The organism is Bacillus sp. 37MA, assembly GCF_000372765.1.
GTDB classification, from domain to species: Bacteria; Bacillota; Bacilli; order Bacillales; family Domibacillaceae; genus Domibacillus; species Domibacillus aminovorans.
This window is the reverse complement of the sequence record NZ_KB889752.1, coordinates 250,084-274,395: the sequence shown is the minus strand read 5'-3', so window position 1 is coordinate 274,395 and position 24,312 is coordinate 250,084. Positions and strand designations below refer to the sequence as shown.

Here is a 24,312-nt window from a genome sequence, read left to right as displayed (position 1 = left end):
ACGATATTTAAAGTTATAGGTCTCCCATTTTCTGCGGAATTATCAATGAAAGTGAGAGACTATCTATCACTCTGCAAAACTATGAAGCGCTTTCAATAATAACCAAAAAAAATATAGATCATTGTCATTGCATGATTGATGGAAGTGAGCATTGTTACTTGCCGCTTCCACCAACTCTTAGTTGTATACGAAATATGATTGATTGTCCCATTTCATCTCAATATCATAATCTACTATTCTTTTAGGCTAGAGCGGTTTCAAAAATCCGACTATTTTAGCTTTAAACGATTTTATTCTTGTTTTTTGCAATTTCCGCGGCAACTTCCGCAATCATGTCCTCTTGTCCTCCAACCACTTTACGTTTTCCTAATTCAAGTAAAATATCCCGTGAGTCAACACCGAATTTTTCGGCAGCACGTTTCGCATGGAGAGCAAAGCTTGAATATACACCCGCATAACCGAGTGTTAGGCTATCTTTTGTAATTTCTTGTGGCACTTGCAAAATGGGTGCAACAATGTCTTCCGCTAAATCCATCATTTTATATAAATCTATCCCTGTTTGAATGCCCATCCGTTCCAGAACAGCCACAAGGACTTCTGTTTGCGTATTACCGGCTCCAGCTCCTAAGCAGCGAACACTGCCATCAATACGAGTAGCACCTTCTTCAATTGCAACTAGCGTATTTGCCATCGCAAGAGATAAATTGTTATGAGCGTGGAAACCTACATTAATGCCTACAGACTGTTTAAGTGCACGAATTCGTTCGCGAACTTGATTTGGAAGTAGATAACCTGCTGAATCTACTACATAGACAGTATCGGCTCCATAGCTTTCCATTAATTTTGCTTGTTCAACTAATTTGTCAACTGGAGCCATATGGTTCATCATTAAAAAACCAACTGTTTCCATACCGAGTTCTTTTGCATAGGCAATATGTTGTGGAGCCACATCAGCTTCTGTTACATGTGTTGCGATACGAGCCATTTTTGCCCCTAAATCAGCTGCTTCTTTTAATTCGCGTAAAGTACCAATACCCGGTAACAGCAGAACAGCAATTTTGGACGTATCTGCCACGGAAACCGCTGCTTCGATTAATTCCATTTCATTTGTACGTGAAAGACCATATTGTAATGATGACCCAGCTAACCCGTCTCCATGAGATACTTCAATATAAGGGACATTTGCATCATTCAATGCTTTTGTTATTTTAAGTACTTGATCTACAGTATATTGATGGTTGATCGCATGGCTTCCATCTCGCAATGCAACCTCTGTAATTAAAAGATCTCGTTTATTCGTCATTCTTTATTTACCCCTTTCTACAATTCAAATTGTTTCTTTCGTTAATAGTTTTTTAGCGAACGCTTCTGCGATTTTAACACCGGCCGATGTCATGATATCAAGGTTTCCTGAATATTTAGGCAGGTAATCACCTGCACCTTCTACTTCAAGGTAAATGGTTACTTTATTTCCATCGAAAGTAGGTTCAGTGCGGACGCGGTAACCTGGGACATATGATTGAACAACTTTAACCATTTCATCAATGGATTGTCGAATCGCTTCTTCGTCCATTTTTTCTTCTTCTACAAGCAGATACACTGTATCACGCATCATAATTGGAGGTTCTGCAGGGTTTAAGATCATAATCACTTTTCCTCTTTTTGCGCCACCAACCTCTTCGATGGCACGTGAAGTCGTTTCGATAAATTCATCAATATTTGCACGTGTTCCAGGTCCTGCACTCTTACTAGCAATCGTCGCAACGATTTCCGCATATTCTACTGGAGCCACTTGGTTTACGGCATGGACCATCGGGATTGTCGCCTGACCACCACAAGTAATTAGATTGATATTGTCTTTATCTAGATGGGCTTCGATGTTTACTGCAGCACATACTAATGGTCCTACAGCTGCAGGTGTCATATCAATTACTTTTATTCCTGCTTCTTTTAACACTTTTGCATTATAGAGATGGGCTTTTGCTGAAGTTGCATCGAAGACGATGTCAGCATCTAATTCTGGATCTGCCAGAAAACCATCTATCCCAGTATCAACCCCTGCATAACCTAATTTTCTTGCACGGCGTAATCCGTCTGATTGTGGGTCAATCCCAATCACAGCAGTCAACTCTAATAATTCAGAGCGTCCAAGTTTTATCATTAAATCTGTACCTATATTCCCTGAGCCAAGGACGGCAACTTTAACTTTTGACAAAATAATTCTCCTCCTACATTTAAATGTATTTTTATAATCACTCTGTACTCGCTTCAATTTAGATGAATGTCATCTTTATAACCTAAATAAGTTGAAATCTCAGATGCAGCTCTTTTAATTCCCTCTATTACCTTAGGAAGCCGATTTTCGTCAAGCCTCATTTTAGGTGCGGCACAGCTTATTGAAGCGATTACATTTCCTTGATGATCAAATATTGGAGCAGCTATACATTTAAGCCCTAACTCTATCTCTTCATCATCAACAGCATAGCCTTTCTCCCGTATGGAATGTAAATGATTTTTAATATCCTCTCTATTCGTCATCGTGTACTCCGTAAACGATTCCAAAATTACGGATGATAAAATCCGATCAACCTCTTTTTCACTTAAGTAGGCAAGGATCGCCTTTCCAACACCTGTACAATGAAATGGAGCTCTTTTTCCTATATGCGAGTAAATTGTAAGGGCTCTAGGTCCTTCTACTTTTTCAATGTAAATAACTTCATCACGCTGTAACGTAACTAAGTGAACAGTTTCATTAAGTTCAACCACTAGATCCCTAATAATTGGTCTTGCAATTTTTCCAATCTCAAGATTTTTACCCACTAAATTGCCAAGTTCAAAAAGTTTGATCCCCAATTTATACTTCAAATCATCTGGGTTTTGTTGAAGGTATCCTCTATGTTCCAAAGTCTTGATTATACCGTGAACTGTGCTTTTTGATAGGTTTAGTTTCTGACTAATCTCTTTGACACTTAGTTCTGATTTAGAAGTCAGAAACAATTCAAGGACATCAGCTGCTCTTTCAATCGATTGAATTAAACGTTCAGACATTCCCATCCCTCTTTCATTCGTCATTGTCGAATAGCGTTCGTATTTTATCTAATGAATGTTTTTATACTAACTCTCATTAATAATGATGTCAATATATTTAAAAACAAACCAATTAAATTTAAGTGATGTGAAAGAGACAATATTCAGGTTGAATAAGCGGAAATTCTTAATTTTGTCAGTCTTTTTTAAAATAATCATCAAATATTATAATAATTACCTTAATTTTCAAATAAAAAAGAGCCTATTTCTTTTAAGAAATTAGGCTCATCAAAATTATTTTAAATAATCTCAAATTGTATAAAACCAGAAAGAAAATTCAAAAAAGATCGTATCAACGGCGAGTGACATGCTGAAAGATGAAAAAAACAGGGAAAAAGGGAAAAAGCGAAAAATATTGCTTTTTCTGTCTTAGCACAGGCCAAAAAACTGAAAAAGAAATAAGTTATGATTAAGATAGAGCATGATTCCATTTAGGAATCATGCTCTTTTATTACCCGTGGGCTATAGAAGCCACATTCAGCTGCTAAGAAACCAAATTTCCCTTTCCAAAACGATCCAAAGGTATGAATCTAGCTTGAAGGTATCTCCTTTTTCAGGCACCTTATCACATTGTACTTGATTCTAGACACCGATCGTTCCTGTCTATCAGGCCGTTCATCGCTGTCCTATTCATTAATAAAAAACCCCGCCACAGAAGGAGTGTCGTTTCATTTATTATTATTTAAAACATTTCTTCATCATTTATATTGGCCGTGATGAAGAATAGTTGATTCAAATTTGAAATGTACGATAGGAATGAATCTGCCCTTGTCGAATATGGATTATGTAGAAACAACTCATGTTATTCTAATCTAATGGGACTGCGGATAAGAATTCTTGCTTGCCGATATTTTTTCCATTGGTTCGATCCTTTTTGACAATGAGACATTTTCTTTCTCAAATCCGCTAATGCCTCGGCACGGAATTGAGAAAGACTACGTATCGCCCGTCTCGATACCAATACGGCTTTGTCTTCTGTTGCCACTGTGAACGCATCGATTTCACCTAAATCCCCGCCCACCGCTTGAAAATCATCTGTAAACTAGTTGCCCTGTGGTCGTCATATTGAATCACAACAGGCAATTTCATCTACATCTGTACCTCTAATTTCCTGTCACTCTGCCTCGTTGTCTAGACTTCTCATCTTTTTTAAGCCGTGCATGATTTCATACTTCTCACGGCCAAAATAATCATGAAGCTCTAAATAATATTTATATAGTTCATCATAAATTCGCACATTTTCCACGATGGGATGGAAAGTTTCCTCTTTCACTTTTGCCATATTCTCAGCTGCTTCGAAAATCGTATTGTAGCCGCCCGTTTCCTCTCCCGCTGCAACGGCTGCATACATGGCTGCACCAAGAGCAGTTGTTTGATGAGAGTCTGGTATTTTAATTTCTCGATTAGTAATGTCGGCATAAATCTGCATAAGCAATTTATTTCGTTGCGGCAAACCGCCACTCGCAAAAATTTCATTAACCTCGATCCCAGCCTCAGTATAATTTTCAATAATTTTTCTCGTACCAAATGCTGTCGATTCTAATAAGGCTCGATAGATTTCTTCCGGTTTCGTCGCTAATGTAAGCCCCACAATGGTCCCGGATAAATTGGCATCTACTAAGACAGAACGGTTTCCATTCCACCAGTCCAAGGCAATAAGGCCAGATTGTCCTGGTTTATAGTTGGATGCCTTTTCCTCCAATAACTGATGCACACTCTTTCCTGCTTCTTCAGCTTGTTTTACGATATAACTTGGCACTGCATGATCTACATACCAAGCAAAAGAATCCCCTACAGCTACTTGTCCTGTCTCATAACTGTAATAGCCTGGAATGATTCCATCTTCTACAATTCCGCATACACCCTCAATTTTTTCCTCTTTATCTGCGATCAGCATGTGACAAGTAGACGTCCCCATCGCCATCACAAACTGCCCTGGACGCACAGCGCCAACTGCAGCTACTCCTGCATGGGCATCAATAATTCCGACAGCCACAGAAGTTCCCGGTAAAAGCCCTAAACGCTGGGCCATTTCTTCTGTCAGTTCTCCTGCCTTTTCGCCAATGGATTGAACCACTCCGCGCATTTTTGTTTCTAAAATATTTTCAAGACGAGGATTCAGCGCTTTAAAAAAGGAGGGCTCTGGATACCCGTTTTGCTTACTCCAAAATGCTTTGTAGCCGCATGTATTACTACTACGAATAAGATTGTCTGTTAATCGAGAGGTGATCCAGTCACATACTTCCATAAATAAGTCTGTTTCCTCAAAAATCTCTGGTGCTTCTTTTAGGATTTGGAGGATTTTAGGGAACATCCATTCCGAAGAAATTTTCCCGCCATAGAGGCTTAAAAATTCTTCTTCCCTTTCCTTTGCCAGCTGGGTAATTTCATCTGCTTCACCTTGTGCTGCATGGTGTTTCCATAATTTCACCCAACTATGCGGATTGCTTTCCCATTTTTGATCAAAACATAATGGATTTCCTACATTGTCTAAAGGAAGAATAGTTGACGACGTAAAGTCAATTCCTATTCCAATGACATGACTTTTATCTATTTGCGCCATACTTATTACTTTAGGGACTGATTGGTAAAGCACATCTAAATAATCTCCTGGATGTTGTAAAACCCAATCTTGTTGAAGAGGTTTTCCATTCGGCAATTCCTTGTCTAAAACTCCATGTTTATATTGGGTTACGTGAGTGGCAATCTCCTCCCCAGTCATGACGTCAACCAATAATACTCTTCCTGATTCCGTTCCAAAATCTACTCCAATTGTATATTTTCTAGTCAAATCATTTTTCCCCTTTCCTAATCTTTAACTTAGTAGTCCTCTTCCAAAAAAGTAAGAAAGAAGCCCAAAGCCAAGCAGGAGCCCCACACAAAGAACCATCTTCCAAAAGATGTTTCGTTTTGATATTAACATACTAATGACAAAAGGGAGCGTCATCAATTTTTGTCTACGTATACTCTTTTACTCCTTCAAGAATATAGATACAGATGGAAACTGCTTTAATAAGCTGCGCATTCACAGAACACTAGGCTATATAAGCCCAATTTAATACAAACGATTGTCCTTTGAATAGTCTGTCTGATGTAGTCTTGACAATCCAAATTTTAAGTAATAATGAATGTTCGAATAACCTATTCCTCTATCATCAATCATTATATTTTCCGTGATGAAGAACAGATGATTCAATTTTGAAATGTGCGATAGGAATGAATCTGTCCTTGTCGAATATGGATTATGTAGAAACAACTCATGTTGTTCTAATCTAATGGAACTGGAGGTACATAATATGAATACAGAATCTACTTGCCGGCTTATTCGTTCGGCCAAAACATATCATGGCAAACAGGGGTTTGACTACTTAGGAGCCATCTCAAAAGAAAGCGTCGGTTCTAAAGGGATCTGCATGCATTTATTGACGATTCCCCCAAGCCAACGAGCAAAAGCACATCTTCATCAAGACCACGAGACAGCCATCTATATGCTTCAAGGGAAATCGGCCATGTGGTATGGTGAGAAACTTGAGCAGCATATGAACGTAGACGAGGGAGACTTTTTGTATATTCCGGCAGGTATGCCCCATCTTCCTTATAATCCCGATGAATTTGAATCTTGTACAGCCCTGATTGCTCGTACGGATCCAAATGAACAGGAAAGTGTCCTCCTCCTCCCAGAACTCGATTCCTTATGGGAAAAGAAACAGTCGTAAGCGGAACCGTTATCCATTCTTATTGAAATTAAAACGGAAACAATTTAACTTTATTTTGTCCCGTGCTGAAGCCAATGATTTCGCGTTTGACGTTTTTTATTTCACGTCTAAATAAAACTCATTTCCACTGTATTCTAAAATCACACAAATCAATCAAAGCAAAAAGCCCGAGAACATAAATATTCTCAGGCTTTTTGGAGACTTTTATTTCACTTTGTCTTGCAGCACTTCTTTCAACAACTCAATCGCACTTTCTTCACTCGGATCGTTGGTACCAAGTTCCCCCCGGAAAGCTTTTGAAAGAATGGTCTGTTTTAGCGTTTCCAGTTGTTCCTCAACATGTAGAATTTTCAAGGAGTCTGTTTCTTTTTTTAATATAGCAACCAATTTCTTTTCAATTTCCTTTGCCTCATCTAGTGGCGGTACTGGTATTAATATAGATTCTACTGCCTTAGAACCTACGTTACCTTGGTTTACTCCCCCTGTCTCAAAACCAAAAAAAGTATTTCTAAATGTAGATGATTGAAGATAGTAGAAAACATACTCATCCATTCGTTTAGGCTTTAACGACAAAATACGTTGATTAAGTAGTAACGGTTTATCTGTTCCATCCACTTTAACCGCATAGCCATAGTCTCTTTTATATTTCGTTCCCGTCAAGGACAATAAAATATCTCCATTTTTAATGGTGTATTTCTCGAGAATTTTCATATCATATTCTTTAGGCAAATAGACAGGATTTCTTTCTAATGCTAATTTATTTTTATATAGATTCCCCATTCTAATGAGCTGGATGCCTTGATCTACAAAATCCTTGCTCTTAAATGCATAACCATTCTTAAATTCAGCAATATCTTTTAGAGTGCTCCATCTCCATGTATCTGGTATCTCATAAGGCATTGTCGAGTCGTTTGATATGGAAACTTGAAGAGATTTATTCTCTTCAATATTTTGATTTTCTAATCTCCATGAATTTGTTAGCTCTCCGCGAAACGCCTTATCCAAAATAGCCGCTCGACGAAGTTCAAACGTTTCTTTCGCTTCCTCAATCAACTGCTTTGTTTCTTCCATTTTATTTAAAAGGCGCTCTATTTTCCCAGCAATCCTTTTTTGCTCATTTAAAGGTGCTACTGGTATAGGGACTGTCTTTAAATTCTTTTGATTCAAACTCACTTGATTGACAGCTCGGTTGATTCTTTCCCTCACATCTTTTCTAAATTGATAGGACCTCATATAGTATTGAGCATATTCTGGAGCTACTTTCTCTTTGAAAAGTCCTATCTTTAATAAATTCATCCCATGCACTAAAGGAAGATCACTTCCCTTAATTAAAGCTGTTTTCCCAACATGTTCTATACTATTAATATGACTTAGCACAATATCATTAGGTTGATAATAATCCTTCTCTTTAACAGAGCTAACTTCTTCAATATATCCAATTCTATTTAAGTCAATCTCGTTATTTTGTACGGATTCAATTCTCGTTACCTTTACTCCCAAACCATCTTTATTTTGTTTAACCGTAGTGCCATTTTTAATTTCTTGTGCTATTGTATCGACATATGCCCACACCCAATTCTTTGGCACCCTATATGGTTGCTCTTCCTCTGGCACAAAAGCTTCTTCCAGCAGTTCTTCGATGGTCTTCTGTCTCTTACTCATTGCGTGACCACCTTGTCTTCTTCCACTGCCCTAAGCTCTTCCACAACTTCACTTAATAAATCCATCGCCTGCTGAAGTTTCATTATCGCTTCTTCTGCCGAATCAATTGGTTCTGGCAGATTTTCATAAGCAGATAATGAGTCATCAGCAATCAATCCGATATCTAAGCTGTCATCCTTTTTCGCGATTTCTTCTCGTGTATACTTGTTCCAGCGTTCATCTTTCACTTGAGAACGGTCTTCTGCCACATAGGTTTTCATAAAGTTTTCAAAATGAGCCATCGTTAACTGATTACGTTTCCCAAATGAAGACATATTTGTGCGAAGGTCATATACCCAAACGTCTTTTGTGTTATCTTGGTCTGTTGTTCCTTTTGTGAAGAATAAGACATTTGTTTTAACACCTTGTGCATAGAAAATACCTGTTGGCAAACGTAAAATGGTGTGTAAGTTACATTTGTTCATCAAGTCACGACGAATTTGCGCACCGATGCCGCTTTCAAACAAGACATTATCAGGGATTACAACCGCTGCACGTGCTTGTCCGTCATCTTTGAGCGCATTGTAAATGACCTGTAAGAAGTTCAACTGCTTATTTGATGTTTCAAATGTTAAGTCATCACGTGTCACACGTTCGCCGCCTTTTTTCGTACCGAATGGTGGATTGGTGAGGATCACATCAACGTTTTTCATCCATTTTCCTTTACTTGACAACGTATCACCTTGTTCTAAGCGTCCTTCCATATCGTGCAGCAATGCATTCATTAACGCTAAGCGATGCGTGTCTTTGACAAGTTCCATACCAGTAAAGGCTTCCTTTTTCTGAAAGTCTGCTTCTACCGTTTCTAAATCAAAATAGTTATCCGTTTTTTCTTTTACGTACCGATCTGCCGCAATCATAAAGCCAAATGTACCAGCTGCCGGGTCATTGCACCGCTCACCAGGTTTTGGATCAATTAATTGCACCATAACGTCAATAAGTGGTCTTGGTGTAAAGTATTGTCCCGCTCCTGATTTTGTCTCGCTCGCATTTTTCTCAAGCAATCCTTCATACAAATCGCCGAGTCCTTCTTCTTTCGCATTGTACCAGTCAAGTGCGTCAATGGACTTAATGATTTTCTCCAAGTTCTTTGGCTCTTCAATACTTGTCGACGCATCGCTGTAAATAAGACGCAGCTGTTTGTTGTCGCTGCTACCTAGTTCAAGAAGGAGCCTTTGATAAAACTGCTTTAATGGCAGTCCTTCTTTTTCGATTAAATCATCCCAGCGGCAGCCTTCTGTAATTGCCGCTTCTGTGTCTTGTTCTTTCATCATTTTCAAAAACAGCAAATACGTGAGTTCTGTTACATATTGCTGATAGTTAATGCCGTCATCACGCAGCACATTACATAAATTCCATAACTTCTGTACAATCTCTTGGTTTGTCATTTTCACGCCTCCAACATCTAGTTCCATCATTATATCGTAAAAAAGCACCGCTACACGGAATAGCGGCACGTTTCTCATTGGAATTAATTAGCATATAAATTCTCATTAATCGTGAACACAATGGGATCAATCAAGTCGCCGAATTCCCGTTTCAACACTTTGTATCCACCGCTGCTTTTAAAGGGCTCTTCCGTAAAAGCATCTTCTGATGTAGGAGCGAGTACAGGGAACAACAAGAGTTGCTTTTCAATTCGCTCCAGCCATTTTTTCTGTCTAGGTGTCCATTCATGAAATGAATATACTTTTTGCATCGCATATTTAATACGCGTCTCGTGATCCACAAGTGCTACACCGAGAGCGGCTTGGCGAATGAAACTGATCATATCGGCCGCAATTTCTTCGTTCTTCGCATGCTTCCAGGCGGTCTGTAAATGGGATTGCTTAAACCCTTTCGTTTCCAAAATGGTCATCAGCTCTCTCAAGTCTTGTTTCGTTAAATCTTTCGGTCGTGTGCAGATGAGTTGAAGCGCCGGGATTTCGTTCATATTTTGTTTCACAAATTGAACAAACCCATCCAAATAGTCTTCAGGACGACTATTTCCTTCTCCATAACCTCTTATCACGTCCGTCACTTTGTCTTCTCGATTGGAAATGTACCGTTTCTCGCCTTCCGCTCTGTACATTTCCATATATTCAAACAAAACTGAATCCCGCTTTGCTTCTTGCGGTGAATAGGCTTGAACTTCTTTTGCCCACTGATCAATGCTTTTGCCGTTGGACAGCTCTTCAAATTTCTTTTTATCTTCTTCCGTCAATCGTTGCTTACGTCGCTGCAATTTCGCCGCCAATTGCTCACTGTAAAAGCTGGCTTCTTCATCGGTCCCCGCATCGGTCAGCCGCTCATACAATTCACCAATGCTTTGATTTTGCTGCTTCACAACCGGCTTCATTTCTGTATAGCTTTGCAACTTATTGTAAATGCCGACTGCATCATAAATAGTAAAATGCGTCTTGCCGATCTCGGGACAAAGACGAGTTGCACGACCAAGCATTTGATCATATAAAATACGGGACTGCACCCGTCGTAAGAAAACAAGATTTGTAATAGCTGGCACGTCGATTCCGGTTGTGAGCAAGTCCACCGTGACAACGACATTCGGCAGCCGCTCATTTTTGAACCGCTTGATCGATTCGAGTGGCTTATAAATATAGCCCGTAATTTTAACAATGGCATCATCTTCGACTTCATCGCCCCGCTCTTGAAAGGCTTCTTTCAATAAACGAACAATTAAATCGGCATGTTGATCCGTTGCCGCAAAGATGAGTGTTTTTTCTTTTCCCGTTGGATCAATATATTCAACCAATTTATTCAAAATCGCTCGGTTAAACGGTTCGGTAATGACTTGTTTATTAAACTGCTCCACTTCAAAATGAATGGCATCTTCCACTTTTTCAAGTTGAATTTCACCTTGATCTACGTCATATACTTCCACTTCATCGTCTTTTTCAAAGGTAATTCCAAGAGTGGAAAGCTCTGTTTTAAATAAATAGGGCGGCTCGTGATCGACTAAGAAACCATCCAGTACCCCTTCACCGTACGAATATTTGAAGATCGGCATTCCGAATATGTCGGTCGTATGAAGAGCGGGTGTCGCTGTTAGTCCTAAGCAAGCTGCATCAAAATAATCAATTACTCGCCGGTACTGACTAATGTAATCGTTCTGATCCCGAAATTGTAATTCATCATCCGACATTTCACGGTCACTCGTATAGCCACGATGCGCTTCATCAACAATGATAAAATCGTATTGTCCGACACTCGGTATTCTGTCATCTTCACTATAAAATAGACGATGAACCATTCCCTGCACCGTCGCAATATGGACTCTCGTCATCACTTCCGGCGACATGTCTTCCATTGATTTCACATCATATATGCTTGAGAAAGGGAGTCCTTCTATTTCGGTATCTTTCAAAGCATTTTCGGTTTGTCTGCCGAGCGCTTTACGGTCAACAAGAAACAGGATTCTACGGCACTTCTTCGCTTTGATCAAGCGGTACATTAACGCAATAGCAGTTCGTGTTTTCCCTGTCCCTGTCGCCATCGCAATCAGCATTTTTCGTTTACCTTCTTGCAACGCCTTTTCAGCAGCTAATACCGCATGTTGCTGATAAGGTCTCAAGCCAAATTTCGTCACGTCCTCTTCTTGTAGCTGCTCATTCACCAGATCGTTCTCTTGACTCAGAAGCAATTGAAGGTCTTCAGGAGAGTGCCAACCTTCGAGCGGTCGAGCATGCTCCATTTGCTTCCGAGAATCCCAAAACCATATCCCGGATTCTTCTTGCAGCTGTCTTAAAAAGGGTCTGCCATTTGTCGCATATAGAAAGGGCGCTTTATAGTTACTCGTCGTTGGTACAATCTGCTCCTTTTCAATTGGCGTGACATTTTTGGCATAGGTTTTCGTTTGGCTTTCCAGTACAGATGGAACATTTTTATGCTTGGCTTTTGCTTCTACTAACCCAACAAGCCGGAAGCCAATAAACAAAGCATAATCCACTCTGCCGCTTCCTACTTTCCATTCCGCAATCGCCATGTTGCGATTTTTCTCCGGCAATGTTCCTTTTGTATAATGATTTAACACGTTCGTGTCTGCTTCCCAGCCTGCTAATCGTAATTTTTCATCGATAATCGTACGTGTCTCTGCTTCCGTTAATTGCTGACGACGTGCTAATTTTTTCGATTTCTGTTTACGTTCTTGTTTCGTATCGCTTTGCTCTTGCTCTGCTTTTTGACGAATGACTTCCAACTCTTTTTCAAGTTGTTGCAATTTAGCATCATACTCTTGCTGAAGTGTGTCCATTTTATCTATCTCTTGATCCGTGTATTCAACGTACTCAGACGCTTGAAAATGCCAATCACCGTACACTTCCATAAACCATCCAGACAGACGAAAAGCGATTTGCAGCATCGCTTTCGCTTCCTCCACCTGTCCATATTCCGCTTCATGAACCGCTTGATTCCCTTTGCGTCGCAGTGTCTCAAACAGATCAATGAATTCGGGCTCCAAAACCCCTTCGCGCCGCAACGTATTAATCCGATCCACCTGCGTCGTATTGTAGGCTTCACGAATATTTTCAGATGCCAATATGTATTTCGCCATCGTTTCCGCAAATAAGCGCAGCTTCATTAACGTTGTATGTGGGTCCACATACACATTTCTTTCCGCGGACTCCGCTAAATTAGCAAGAACATCCCATTTTCCTCGGAAAAACGAAAAATTGCTCGTCATTTTTATCACCGTTTCGAGTAGTTATTTATGAATAGTATACTACACTCAACCAAATATCCGTAATGGACTGGGGTTCAGACTGTGATCCTTTTCCTACACATTATTCCGAAAAACCCCAATTCTTATTTGCTTTTTTAATGATTGATTCAGCACTATATTTTTAAATTTAGTGTTACTATTTCATTAACGGACCCGATAGTTGAAGAAACAGCACGTATTTTTATTGAGATAATACGAAAAGCAAAATGAATCGCTGGTTACAGACATTATTACTTATTCAAATCGGAGATGTTGTATCTAACTGATTTAAAATAGTAAAGGAATTGATCCAAGTCGTTTATAGTTATATTTACTATTATAACTATAAACATTTCCAAAAATGACCTAGCCACCGAGCTCCGATAAAATACCGAATCACGATGGCTGCATAGTCTTTTTAGAGCTGTCTACCCTGGCAGGGAGAAGTCCAGTACTCAAGGCTTTATGTTTTTGATTAATTGCTCTACCAAATAAGGCAGCTGTTCAAAGGCATGCTTCATATGCAAACGCTCTGTCCGTTTATGGGCGTCTTTTCCAAACGGTCCGATGTTTAGAATAGGCGCTTGCAGTTCCATCATTTCTGTAAACGGAATCGAATAGATATCTTTCCAGACGGGTGTATTTTGTCCATATGCTTCCCATCCAGCATCCATACTGCTCCCGTTTACATAACTCAAATCGCATATACCGTTGAAATAATGCATGCGTTCAATCAATAAGCCGAATTCGTCTTTTGCTAGACTCGTCACCTGCAAAATTGCCTCTTCTACGAGCGAATTGCCGGATGAATTGACCGCCGGATAAAATGGGGGCGCGAATAATAAAATAATCGCTGGTGTCAACTCCTGCGATTGGATAATAAGCTTATCGGCAATTCGAAATGACTTCTCACGGTCATCCCACTCTTCATAGGTATACACATCCGCCTTTACTTCTTCCACAAAATCTGCCCCAAACTTTTCAATAGAGTAGCGTAGCAGCTCTTCATAGCGGATCACGCGCACCTCACTAACCGGCTCCACTTCATTGGACCGACAGACCTTCGTGTAGGCTTTATTGCATTCGTCTGCCGCCTCCATTGCTGTCTGTTCAAACTTTGTCATAATGTCTTCTGCTGTCTGCTTCATGACAAATACGTTATACAGCGCAGATGAGCGATACGGTGTCTGAGTTGAGTATTCAAGGCGGAGATCTTTTTGCTGTAAGGTAATCGGAAGCGGCGTCTTTTCGCCGAGCACTGTTTCCTGAAACAACGGATTCCATTCCATTTTCTGGGTCAAGAAAGATGCGATGTAGGGGGAAGTTAGTCCATTGAATGGTTCACCTACATGTGTTTCCCGGCCGTAAAACAGGGCACCCGGCATAACTTTGCCAATCGTACCAGAATAAGTTTTACATGTTGTATCCCCTGGTTCCTGCGTAAAAACAGGTTCGCTATTTAAAAAAAGCTTGTACGTCAGGCCAAATTCTTTTTGCAGTTCCACCAGCTTGGGAACGGCGGCGCGCATGCCGGCTGAATTCACTTCTTCATCCGGCACGGTCAAAAGCAAGAGATTAATTGGCCACTTTTCTGTACTCGCTTTTTCAATCAATTGCATATGCAAAGCCAGCCCCATTTTCATATCCATTGTCCCGCGTCCAAATAAATACTCTCCCGACTGCAGGTCTGCCAGCACGTCATCCGGCAAGTCATTCGGGTTTCCCATCCAGTAAGCCGTCAATTCCTCGGGCTGTGTGGCAAGTGGCTCCAGCTCCCCGTATTCCTCCGTGCTGACGGTATCATAATGGCTAATTAGACAGATTGTATCCAATGTGTCCGGATGTTTATAAAGTGCCGTCACAAATTTCCGCCGTATGTCCGTGGCATGCAGCGCCAGGTGTTCCGGGTACTGATGAAAATAATCCAGACTCTGCAATTTCGACTGAAGCTTCATCGGAAATTGCCGCTCATCCTCTGTCATCGTGATGCTTTTCCAACCGGCCAGCTCGCATAAAAGTGCCCGCAGCTTATCAGGTGAATCCCACAGTAACGTTGTCATCGCGATCCCTTCCTTTCATATTTACGTATTAAAGAAATCCCTTTACAGACAGGTGGCTAAGAATATTCTACCAAGCGTCTATTTTAATGACATCTGCACTTGCCTTTGAAATCGTTAAGTATGTAGGTGCAGCCTATTTAATTTATTTAGGGATAAGTGCTTTCATTGAAAAATCGAAAAAGGGTGAGAAGCCCTTCACAAAAAAGGTGAATTCTACTTTATCTTTTCATCAGGCTTTATTAGGCGAACTGCTCAATCCTAAAACGGCTCTTTTTTTCTTAGCTTTTTTACCTCAATTTGTCCAAAGTAATGGATATTCAGTGACAATTCAGCTTTTAATTTTAGGCTTAACTTTTGTTTTAATGAGCATCTTGTATACGACTTTGTTGGTGCTGCTGGCGAGTTTGATAGGTAACCGGTTATTTCTAAAAAACAGTATAAACTCACAATGGATCGGTAAGGTAGTCGGTATAGTCTATGTTGGTTTAGGTTTAAAGTTAGCTTTTCAAAATCAAGAATAAATACTTCCTTTATCCCTTATGTGCGATGCTGATAAGAAACGTACATAATATGTATATGTTCGTTCTGCAAACTAGGGTAACGACAGCATTCTTTCATTTACCACGCTAAGATCATGTCCAATATGAAAAAGCCGATTGTCCTACGCTACAGAACAATCGGCTTTTATGAGGTAAAGGGAGCAACTACTGGTTTTGGGGCCAGTTACTTTCGTCTTCCCTGGTTTGTAATTGTACAAAATAGTGCGTGATATGTGGCTTGTATACAGCCGTTTTGTTGAAATTGCTCTTCGTATAACCTGATCATGCTGCGAAAAACACGAGGGCTTTGACTCGAAATCCCGTCATTGCTGTTGGCTGCTCCGATTTTGCGAACAGAATCCAAAAAATCGCGAACGGTTGAAAACCATTCTATGTAGTGCGCTTGCTGCATGGAAACATGCCCATACTGTTCGCATAATTCCTTTAGCTGCTGCGGCGTAAAAAATGACTGCCCGATAGCCCTATCTTCTTTCCCTACCAAATTTCTTACTGCCTGTTGGAAAGACAGATGAAGCTCTTTAAACGTTTCATGGCCAAATGTCGTAAACATCATGGTGCCGTTATCCTGCAATGATTTGAACAAACGGTCTATCGTTCCTTGCAAATCATTCATCCACTGAAATGTTGCATTTGAAATAATCACATCATACCGCCCCGAAAAATCAATTTGCTCAATGTCTCCGCATATAAAAACAGCTTTTTCGGCTCCTATTCTTTTTTTCGCCTGCTCAATCATATCCGGTGCAAAGTCAACTGATGTGACAAAAGCATAAGGAAAGGATTTTACTAGTTGTTCTGTAACATATCCTGTACCACAGCCAAGCTCTAAAATAGAAAGGGGGGCCTGTGATGTGTATGTTTGACACAGTTTTTGAATAAGCACATCACCCATTTTCTTTTGCACATTCGCATATTCGTCATAGGTTAAAGCTGCTTTATTAAAACGTTTTTGAAGCAGCACTTTGTTAATCATGTTCGTTCCCCACTTCTGCAAATTGTTGAATCATATGAGCACATTCCTTTGCTTTTGTAATGTGAGGCGCATGTCCAGCACCCTCCCATACATGCAAACAGGCATTCGTTCTTTCTCCGATGTAGCGGGCAGCTTCCACCGAACATACACGATCATTCTCTCCATGCAGCAAAAGAAGAGGAACATGCAAGGTAGAAAGAAGCGACCTTACGTCACGATGTATCAAGTAATTGAGCCCAATAAGGAGTGAGTTTGTATCGTCCTTTGCAAAATGTGCACGCACGGCTGGAAATGACTCCTTCCATAGTTGTTCAGTAGCCGAGAACATACTTTCATCAAACCTTTTAAGAGCATCGTCAGTTTCCTTCTGTACGCTCCGCTTTAATCGATCCACAAACTTAACCTCCCATCCTGCATAGTCAGAGTCAGTATCTTGCGTAAATCTTGCTACCCCTCCTATGAGCACTATACCGCATACAGGCTCTTGCGACGCTGTCGCTAATGCAGCAATAGCACCAAGTGACCAGCCGATCAAAATAACCTTCTTTTCTTGCCGAATAATGTGACGGACACGATTTTCTATATCCTCCTCACTTTTCGTATGATGCCAATTTATAAATCGAATACGGTATGATGATAAGTACTTGCACATTTCATCCCAAACCGGGGTATCCATCCCCCATCCCGAAAGCATAATAAGTGTCGGTCTCATTAAGAAAGTACACCTTCCCTCAGCCCAGTTTCTGCTATAAGCTTTACTGCCTCTCGGATTTCTTCAGGCTTATGCTCGGATGTAACAGTTAATCGAATGCGCGAACTGTTTTCCGGAACTGTCGGTGGACGAACAGCAATGGCTGCAATCCCTTTTTCCTGCAGCATCTGACTGAAGCTAATAGTTGCTTCATTTGATCCAATGACAATTGGAACGATGTGAGTGCTGCTGCCCCCAGTATTAAATCCCGCTTGCTTTAATAGGTCGCGAAGCAATGTTCCATTTTGCATAAGCAAAGCGCGTCTGGTTGATTCATCACGGACAATTTCAACGGCGCGTTTAATAGAGCCGACAGTACTAGGCGGCATCCCTGTTGTGAAAATAAAGCTGCGCATTGTGTTGGTCAAATAATCTATTAATAGTTTGCTTCCTGCCAGATATGCTCCGCTGCAGCCAAGTGCTTTGCTGAAAGTACCCATATGAAGATCAATGCGTTCAGCTAGCTCCTGAGCGAGACCCGCCCCATTTTGGCCATAAACCCCACTTGCGTGGGCCTCGTCAACCATAAGAAGAGCGTTGTATTTTTCTTTTATCTGCACAATTTCACGCAAATACGCCGTATCTCCGTCCATACTAAACACTGTATCCGTTACAATGAGCTTTCGTTTATTTGCAGGCGTCTCCTGAAGAAGTTTCTCTAAATGCTCTAAATCATTATGTTTATAACGCTTTTGCTCGGCCCGACTCAATATAATCCCATCTGTAATGCTGGCATGGTTCAGCCGATCACTGTATACAACATCGTTTCTTCCTAAAAGGGCGGACAACGCTCCCAAATTAGCCGTATAACCGCTGCCAATGAGCAAAGCTCTTTCCGTGCCCTTCCAGTTTGCAATATCTTGTTCCGTCTCCTCATATAGAGGATAGTTGCCGACAATCAATCTTGAAGCTGTTGCACCTGCTCCATACAGAGAAACAGCCTCTATCGCAGCTTCTATTAATCTTTTGTCACCCGCCAAACCTAAATAGTTATTGGAAGCTAGATTCAATAGCCTTTTTCCATCTTTTGTAATCCAGCAACCAGGACCGTTTTCAGTTACATGAAGCTTTCGAATTTGCTGACGCTCTTCCCTCAATGCCAATTCGCTCTGCAAATACTGATACCAACTCATGCAAGCCACTCCTCCAGCTTAGAAATATGAATAGAAGATTCTGTGGCTTCAAGTGCGTATTCTCTTGTAAATTCTTTGCCTAGCCAAGGAATCATTCCTAAAACAGGTACACCGCTGAACTGTTCAATCATATCCCGGTTTTCTTTTACCCTCTCCAGAGCTTCATCCCGATATCCTGAAAGAATAACTCCAGCAACCTTCAAACCTCTTGCTTTTGCGCATTCGATTGTCATTAAGGTGTGATTTACGGTACCAAGGGTCGGGCGAGCAACAATAAGGAGAGGCATATTAAGGGCTTGTGCAAAGTCTGCTACTAGTGCATCTTCGGTATATGGAACAATTAAACCGCCCGCCCCTTCCACGATGATATACTCGAAATACTCTTGTATATTCTTGCAGCATCTTACAACGTCTGCCAAAAACACTTGCTTTCCGGCACGCTTCATAGCCAAGCTAGGAGCGAGCGGCTCCTTGACAGAAAATGGACAAATATGAGAAACATATGTCTCTACTCCGGATAAATATTGTAAGCGGGATGCATCACCTGCAGGGTCACAGGAAAGATGTCCGCTTTGAATTGGCTTGCACACGCCGACGTCATATCCTCTTTTTCGTAGAACACCTGCTAATGCCCCTGCCACAACCGTTTTCCCAACCTCTGTATCTGTCGCCGTTACAAAGAACCCTTTCATCCTTCTCTCTCCGTTGTATCTGCTATTGCTTCATATAAAATGTCAATCATTTCATTCAGTTCTTCTATAGTAGACGCTAGCGGAGGCATGAACACGACAACATTACCCAGAGGACGAAGAAGCATACCTAGTTCGCGAGCACGGCGACATGTCCGTCCCCCCACGCGCTCTGTCCAAGAGTACGGTTCTTCCGTTTCTCTCTCCTTCACAAGCTCAATGCCGACCATAAATCCTTTTTGTCGAATATCACCTACATGTTTTAAACGATAGAAAGCTTGCAATCTGTTTGCTATATACACTGACTTATTAGCAACCTCTTGGACAAGATTGCTTGTTTCAAACAGTTCCAAATTTGCAAGAGCAACCGCGCATCCTAGCGGGTTTCCCGTATAGCTGTGACCATGAAAAAATGTTTTTTGCTCCTCGTAATCCCCTAAAAATGCATTATAGATTTCATCTGTCGCAACCGTTATAGCTACCGGTAAATACCCCCCAGTGAGCCCTTTTCCTGCTGTCAATAGATCCGGTGTTACGCCTTCATGCTCGCAAGCAAACATCTTCCCTGTTCTTCCAAATCCTGTTGCCACTTCATCCGCTATGAGTAGTACATTGTATTGCGTGCAGAGTTCGCGTAAGCCTTTTAAATATCCTTCAGGCATGACAATTATTCCGCTTGCGCCTTGTACAATCGGCTCTACAATAACAGCCGCAATTTCATCCGATTGCTCTCGTAATAACTGCTCCATTTCTTTAAGGCTCTTTTTAACAATCTCTTCTTGTTTATGCGGAGAACGATATGTATAAGGATAGGGAAGTTTAATAGAAGGAAATAAAAGCGCATGAAATGCTTCATGGTACAAATCAATGGCACCGACCGAAACAGCACCGATGGTATCCCCGTGATACGCTTCCTTCATTGTAATAAATTTATGCTTTTCCTTCTTTCCCTTATGTTGCCAATATTGAATGGCCATTTTAATAGCAATCTCTACTGCCGTTGCTCCTGAATCGGAATAAAAGACTTTTTTGAGCCCCTTTGGCATGAGCTCAATCACCTTTTCAGCAAGCAGAATAGATGGTATATTTGCCATGCCAAGCAGTGTAGAGTGTGCAATTTTTTCTAATTGATCCTGAATCGCATTGTCGAGCTCCTTCACTTGATGACCATGTACATTCAGCCAAATAGAGGAAACACCATCCCAATAAGCATTTCCCTGCATATCATATAACTTTCTTCCCTCTCCTCGTTCAATAATGAGCGTGTTGCCTTCGTTATATTCTTTCATTTGTGTAAATGGATGCCACAAGTATTCTTTATTTTTTTTAGACAATTCTTCATACGTATACGTAAGTGAAGAGTGTGCAGAAGTTCTTTTCATGCATTACACCTCTTTCGTTAACCATTTTTAAAATTAGGTTAACATAAATAGAAGAATTGTGTCAATATACCATAGTCTCATTGCACAGTCTTCAAAACGGTGCTTTGACGCCTTTTAATCCCTGAAAATAAAGGAGTAGTAGCTGGAGGTGAAACAGGAACATTGTATATATAAAAAAAGACCCAATCCTTTATACTGAGCAGGGGAGACTCTAAAGAGGAAAAAATAAATGATTTGCAAAAAGGGGGAGCCTTGGTGGCGGATCAGCTTTTTTGCATGATTGATTCTTCCCCTAACGCCCTTCCTTTACCTTACCTGTTGTTTAAAAAAGGAGGACCTGCTTCATTGTTAAATACACAATACTCAACAGGATGAACTGATAATAAAAGCCGGGCGTAAACAGCCCGGTCCTTTTTGTCTAGTGGTTTATATAAATGAAAAATGCCTTTATCCTAGTATGGGATTAAGGCATTTTTTCGTTTGTCGATAATCTTGTCTATTTAAACTTCATTTTAAAAAGACTAACACCTTAACTCGTTATAATAGCTGCTTCTTTTTAAAGTATTTCCACATTCCAAAAGTTAATAGAACTAGAAATAAAAAGATAAGAATCGTTGCAATGGGAGAATCCTGATAAGGCAAAGGAACATTCATTCCAAAAAACCCTGTCACAAATGTTAAAGGCAGCATGATCGTTGATATCAATGTAAGAACGTTTAATTTTTCTGAGGATTTTGCATTGATGATTGAATAATAAGTATCCAGTGCACTGTTTACTAAATCTCTAAATGTTTCTGTTGCGTCTACAATACGCTCCAGATGATCAATCAGATCCGTATAAAATGGAACGTTTTCTTCTCTAATATCGAACTTCCATTTCCCATCAACCGTTAAAAAGATTCTACGCTGCGGGAGGATCACTCGCCGAATTAATATGATGGTGCGTTTTAACGCCAGAAACTCTTCCGTTACTCCCCTTATTGCTTCATCATAAATTTCATTTTCTAACTCATCAATCCGAATACTAATTCGGTCAAGAATAGGGAAATATTCATCGGTGATCCCATCAATTAAAGCGTATAAAAGAAAGTCCGCACCCTTATTCATATATTTTGTATTCTTGGAACAGATTGCGTCCATTTGTCCAAGCCATTTTAACTTGCGCTTGTGAATAGTTACCACATAGTTTGGACCAACAAAAACGTTCAGCTCAAGGGTGGTAATCTCATTATCACTATCCTCGTTATAACGAAGGGCATGGAGAACGAAAAATTTATAATCCTCATAATTATCCATCTTTGCCCGCGGGCTATCATGAAGGCAATCCTCAATCGCTAAAGGATGAAAATCAAAAATCTTTGCCACTTCATACAATTCATGGCTTTGTACATCATAAATATCAATCCACAACAAACTATCTGCATCGCTTAAATGCTTATTAACATCCGATAAGTTAATATTGGAGATCATTTCTTGTTTGTCATTGTCATTTCTATAAAGGTAGGTCTTAATCATCCATCATTCACCTCGTCTAATTTATTCGAGGCATTTAAAGGTTGCTAGGATCTTCTTTGGTGGTACAAGAGGAACAGGAACACTTTTGCTGCCTCAATCTTGTCATGTTCTTGAAAGTACCTATCGAGTTTGGGTCATCAGTATCCATTTCCTCACCTCCAAAATTGATAAAAAGGCCCCCTTCAGGCAGAAAGGAGCCATAAAAAGCCTATAAATGCTTTACATGTCTCCCCATGTTGAGTTTTAGCACTGTATAGCATAGGTATTTACCAGCTACGTTAAGAAAAACCTTAATCCGATTTTTCCTGTTGACCCATTGGCGTCTTTCGACGTTTTTGGGCAGCAGCATATCTCTATACAGGAGCCTCACCTAACAGAAGACGTATTCATCTATTGGTACTATATGCAACAAAAAACTTTATGTCAAACCATTTTCCGGTTGAAATACAAACCTCTTTATTCATTATCAAACCAGCCTTTAGACTTGAACCAAGTAAACATTCCGATCACAACGAAGAGCATCACATCCAAAATTACATAATATCCTAGAGGGGATCCAATGATGGGTTGATTAGCATTCGATTTTCTTTATTGATAGCTAGTATTCTGATCATACAGTTCTTCCGACCTCTGTTTGTTTTCTCTATTATCTCTGTGAAAAATTACGAATTATTTTCAAACAAATGAAATTTATCCAATCATGATTTTTTCTTCCGCATAACGGAAAGGATCTGGGCGGCGATTCAACGTAAGCGCAATGGCCAATGTTAAGGGCCCTAATCTTCCCGTAAACATCGTCATGATAATGATGACTTTCCCAACAGGGGATAAATCCGGTGTAAGCCCCATCGATAATCCCGTTGTGGCAAAAGCTGATGTCGCTTCAAACAGAATCATTAAAAACCCCTTGCCTGGTTCTGTGACCGTCAGGATCATCGTTACGATGACGACAACAGACAGGCTACTTAAAATAACCGTCAAGGATTTGTAAATCAGCTTGTGATCCATTCTTCTTTTGAAAAAAACAACCTCTTCTTTTCCTTTAATTTGGGACAGCATTGCTCCGACCAGCGTCGCAAACGTCGTCGTCTTAATCCCTCCTCCTGTAGAACCAGGAGAAGCACCAATGAACATTAAAAAGACAATCAAAAACAATGTTGTGTTCGCTAAATCGGGAATGTTCAGTGTATTCGAACCGGCTGTACGCGCCGTCACTGCCTGAAATAAAGATCCCAGGAACTTTCCGCTCCACGACAAAGGCTCAAGTGTTTTGGGGTTATGAAATTCCAGTAAAAATATCAGAATTGTTCCGCCCCCTACCAATATAGAGGTAGTCAGCAGTACTAATTTCGTATGTAGAGATACTCTTTTCGTTTGCCGATATTCATACACCTCATTTATGACGACAAATCCAATTCCCCCAATAATAATTAATGAACAAATGACCAATACTACCAAGGGATCTTTTACATAGCCAGTCAAGCTTCTATATTCGCCCATAAGATCAAACCCGGCATTATTAAAGTTGGAGATCGCATGAAAAAATCCATAATAAGCAGCCTTTCCGATCGGCATATCAAAAGAGAAACGAATGGCCAGTAGGATGCCGCCAACCACCTCACAGACGATAGTGAAGAGTATAACTCTTTTTACCATCCTGACAACGCCTTCTATCGTTAAATAATTAAAGGCTTCTTGCAAAATGAGGCGCTCTTTTAAAGAGATTCTTTTTCTAAACAAAAAAGCAAATAAAGTCGCAAACGTCATAAACCCCAGCCCGCCAATTTGAATGAGGCTCAAAATAACTAGCTGGCCAAAGGTCGTAAACGTTGTCCCTGTATCGACGACAACCAGGCCGGTTACACAGGTCGCAGAGGTAGAGGTGAATAGGGCATTTAGGAAAGAAAGACCTTCCCCATCTCTCGTAGCGACAGGCAGCGTCAAAAGATAAGCACCTAAGAAAATAACAAAGATAAATCCACTAACTAATATTTTAGGCGGGTCCATGGAATAGCTGAATTTACGTTTCATCATTATTTCCCCCTCTCC

General features: G+C 40.4%; 17 protein-coding genes and 1 riboswitch. Of the genes, 2 read left to right on the top strand and 15 right to left on the bottom strand.

Annotated features, from left to right (window positions below):
- Positions 1-280: 280 nt before the first annotated feature.
- The 4 genes from dmpG to A3M5_RS0101455 all read right to left on the bottom strand — a co-directional run bounded on the left by dmpG (position 281) and on the right by A3M5_RS0101455 (position 5,878).
- Complete coding sequence (gene dmpG, locus A3M5_RS0101475; protein ID WP_018391979.1) at positions 281-1,303, bottom strand: 4-hydroxy-2-oxovalerate aldolase; 1,023 nt, start codon at positions 1,301-1,303, stop codon at positions 281-283.
- Positions 1,304-1,327: 24 nt separating this feature from the next.
- The gene (locus A3M5_RS0101470; RefSeq protein WP_018391978.1) at positions 1,328-2,215 is read right to left on the bottom strand and encodes an acetaldehyde dehydrogenase (acetylating); all 888 of its coding nucleotides are present in this window, start codon (positions 2,213-2,215) and stop codon (positions 1,328-1,330) included.
- Positions 2,216-2,268: 53 nt separating this feature from the next.
- On the bottom strand, positions 2,269-3,048 hold the full coding sequence (locus A3M5_RS0101465) for an IclR family transcriptional regulator (RefSeq protein WP_018391977.1): 780 nt from the start codon (positions 3,046-3,048) through the stop codon (positions 2,269-2,271).
- 1,153 nt (positions 3,049-4,201) lie between these two features.
- Positions 4,202-5,878, bottom strand: coding sequence for a ribulokinase (locus A3M5_RS0101455; protein WP_018391975.1), 1,677 nt, complete (start codon positions 5,876-5,878; stop codon positions 4,202-4,204).
- Between the two features lie 505 nt (positions 5,879-6,383).
- Between A3M5_RS0101455 and A3M5_RS0101450 the strand changes: the two genes are divergently transcribed.
- On the top strand, positions 6,384-6,803 hold the full coding sequence (locus A3M5_RS0101450; protein ID WP_018391974.1) for a cupin domain-containing protein: 420 nt from the start codon (positions 6,384-6,386) through the stop codon (positions 6,801-6,803).
- Between the two features lie 204 nt (positions 6,804-7,007).
- On the opposite strand, the gene A3M5_RS0101445 is transcribed toward A3M5_RS0101450, so the two are convergent.
- The 4 genes from A3M5_RS0101445 to A3M5_RS0101430 form a co-directional block, all read right to left on the bottom strand.
- The gene (locus A3M5_RS0101445; RefSeq protein ID WP_018391973.1) at positions 7,008-8,465 is read right to left on the bottom strand and encodes a restriction endonuclease subunit S; all 1,458 of its coding nucleotides are present in this window, start codon (positions 8,463-8,465) and stop codon (positions 7,008-7,010) included.
- Positions 8,462-9,892, bottom strand: a complete 1,431-nt coding sequence (locus tag A3M5_RS0101440; protein WP_018391972.1) for a class I SAM-dependent DNA methyltransferase — start codon at positions 9,890-9,892, stop codon at positions 8,462-8,464. Before A3M5_RS0101440 ends, A3M5_RS0101445 begins: the two co-directional genes overlap by 4 nt.
- A gap of 83 nt (positions 9,893-9,975) precedes the next feature.
- On the bottom strand, positions 9,976-13,182 hold the full coding sequence (gene hsdR, locus A3M5_RS0101435) for a type I restriction-modification system endonuclease (RefSeq protein WP_018391971.1): 3,207 nt from the start codon (positions 13,180-13,182) through the stop codon (positions 9,976-9,978).
- 473 nt (positions 13,183-13,655) lie between these two features.
- Positions 13,656-15,260 (bottom strand): M20/M25/M40 family metallo-hydrolase, encoded by a 1,605-nt coding sequence (locus A3M5_RS0101430; protein ID WP_018391970.1) that lies wholly within the window; start codon positions 15,258-15,260, stop codon positions 13,656-13,658.
- An 86-nt stretch (positions 15,261-15,346) separates the two neighbouring features.
- Between A3M5_RS0101430 and A3M5_RS21975 the strand changes: the two genes are divergently transcribed.
- A complete protein-coding gene (locus tag A3M5_RS21975) occupies positions 15,347-15,781 on the top strand; it encodes a LysE family translocator (RefSeq protein WP_018391969.1) in 435 nt (144 codons plus the stop codon).
- Between the two features lie 202 nt (positions 15,782-15,983).
- Here A3M5_RS21975 and bioC read toward each other — a convergent pair whose 3' ends face one another.
- From bioC to A3M5_RS0101385, 7 genes are all read right to left on the bottom strand, one after another.
- Positions 15,984-16,793: a malonyl-ACP O-methyltransferase BioC gene (bioC, locus tag A3M5_RS0101420; RefSeq protein ID WP_018391968.1), complete on the bottom strand. Its 810-nt coding sequence runs from the start codon at positions 16,791-16,793 to the stop codon at positions 15,984-15,986.
- Complete coding sequence (locus A3M5_RS0101415; protein ID WP_018391967.1) at positions 16,786-17,505, bottom strand: alpha/beta fold hydrolase; 720 nt, start codon at positions 17,503-17,505, stop codon at positions 16,786-16,788. Before A3M5_RS0101415 ends, bioC begins: the two co-directional genes overlap by 8 nt.
- On the bottom strand, positions 17,505-18,677 hold the full coding sequence (bioF, locus tag A3M5_RS0101410; protein WP_018391966.1) for an 8-amino-7-oxononanoate synthase: 1,173 nt from the start codon (positions 18,675-18,677) through the stop codon (positions 17,505-17,507). The genes A3M5_RS0101415 and bioF overlap by 1 nt, the downstream gene beginning before the upstream one ends.
- Positions 18,674-19,369 (bottom strand): dethiobiotin synthase, encoded by a 696-nt coding sequence (gene bioD / locus A3M5_RS0101405; protein WP_018391965.1) that lies wholly within the window; start codon positions 19,367-19,369, stop codon positions 18,674-18,676. The genes bioF and bioD overlap by 4 nt, the downstream gene beginning before the upstream one ends.
- Positions 19,366-20,748 (bottom strand): adenosylmethionine--8-amino-7-oxononanoate transaminase, encoded by a 1,383-nt coding sequence (gene bioA, locus A3M5_RS0101400; RefSeq protein WP_018391964.1) that lies wholly within the window; start codon positions 20,746-20,748, stop codon positions 19,366-19,368. The genes bioD and bioA overlap by 4 nt, the downstream gene beginning before the upstream one ends.
- A 537-nt stretch (positions 20,749-21,285) precedes the next feature.
- Positions 21,286-22,263 (bottom strand): magnesium/cobalt transporter CorA, encoded by a 978-nt coding sequence (corA, locus tag A3M5_RS0101390; RefSeq protein WP_018391962.1) that lies wholly within the window; start codon positions 22,261-22,263, stop codon positions 21,286-21,288.
- Positions 22,264-22,485: 222 nt separating this feature from the next.
- Positions 22,486-22,648: riboswitch (M-box (ykoK) riboswitch) on the bottom strand.
- Positions 22,649-22,953: 305 nt separating this feature from the next.
- Positions 22,954-24,294, bottom strand: coding sequence for a TrkH family potassium uptake protein (locus tag A3M5_RS0101385; RefSeq protein ID WP_018391961.1), 1,341 nt, complete (start codon positions 24,292-24,294; stop codon positions 22,954-22,956).
- Between the last annotated feature and the right edge of the window lie 18 nt (positions 24,295-24,312).